Annotated in this window: 5 tRNA genes; all 5 read right to left on the bottom strand. The window is 53.3% G+C overall.

Going from position 1 to position 488, the window contains the following annotated elements:
- Nucleotides 1–4: 4 nt before the first annotated feature.
- Nucleotides 5–90, bottom strand: a tRNA-Leu gene (locus FC56_RS03160).
- Nucleotides 91–95: 5 nt separating this feature from the next.
- Nucleotides 96–167 (bottom strand) — tRNA-Gly (locus FC56_RS03165).
- A gap of 3 nt (nt 168–170) precedes the next feature.
- Nucleotides 171–243 (bottom strand) — tRNA-Thr (locus FC56_RS03170).
- Between the two features lie 33 nt (nt 244–276).
- Nucleotides 277–349, bottom strand: a tRNA-Lys gene (locus FC56_RS03175).
- 3 nt (nt 350–352) lie between these two features.
- Nucleotides 353–425: transfer RNA gene (locus FC56_RS03180), tRNA-Val, on the bottom strand.
- Between the last annotated feature and the right edge of the window lie 63 nt (nt 426–488).

Below are 488 nucleotides of genomic sequence, written 5' to 3' on the forward strand. Positions count from 1 at the left end.
TAAATGCCGAGGACCGGGATCGAACCGGTACGGTCATCACTGACCGCAGGATTTTAAGTCCTGTGCGTCTGCCAATTCCGCCACCCCGGCATAAAAGCGGAAAACGGGATTCGAACCCGCGACCCCCACCATGGCAAGGTGGTGCTCTACCACTGAGCTATTTCCGCATATGCCGACTAGAAGATTCGAACTTCCGACCCCCTGTTTACAAGACAGGTGCTCTGCCAGCTGAGCTAAGTCGGCATACATATTATGCGCAATAATATATTCAATTAATGAGCCGTGACAGGCTCGAACTGTCGACCCTCTGATTAAAAGTCAGATGCTCTACCAACTGAGCTAACGGCTCATATGGAGGATACAGGGTTCGAACCTGTGACCCCCTGCTTGTAAGGCAGGTGCTCTCCCAGCTGAGCTAATCCTCCATATAAAAGCGTGGCAACGTCCTACCCTCGCAGGGGGCGATCCCCCAACTACTCTCGGCGTGC

The sequence above is a fragment of the Lentilactobacillus senioris DSM 24302 = JCM 17472 genome, from assembly GCF_001436555.1.
In the GTDB taxonomy this organism is placed as follows: Bacteria; Bacillota; Bacilli; order Lactobacillales; family Lactobacillaceae; genus Lentilactobacillus; species Lentilactobacillus senioris.